General features: G+C 61.5%; 1 pseudogene. It reads left to right on the forward strand.

The features are described from left to right. A pseudogene (locus A9995_RS15810) lies at window positions 1–190 on the forward strand (IS5/IS1182 family transposase); the annotation flags it as partial. Window positions 191–205 lie beyond the last annotated feature (15 nt).

Consider the following 205-nt stretch of genomic DNA (forward strand, 5'->3'; position numbering starts at 1 on the left):
TCGCCGTAAATCCGATCAGGTCGGCTTCGCGGGTCAGCCGAGGCGCTGGGTCGTCGAGCGCTTCTTCGCCTGGATCAACCGAAACCGGCGCCTCGCTAAAGACTTCGAAGCCTCGGTCGCATCGGCCAAAGCCTTCCTTTACGCCGCTTCCATCATGCTGCTCGTCCGCCGTATCGGTCGCTCAGCATGAGTTCTGAAGCCGACT

The sequence above is a fragment of the Erythrobacter sp. QSSC1-22B genome (genome assembly GCF_001678665.1).
GTDB lineage: Bacteria > Pseudomonadota > Alphaproteobacteria > Sphingomonadales > Sphingomonadaceae > Qipengyuania.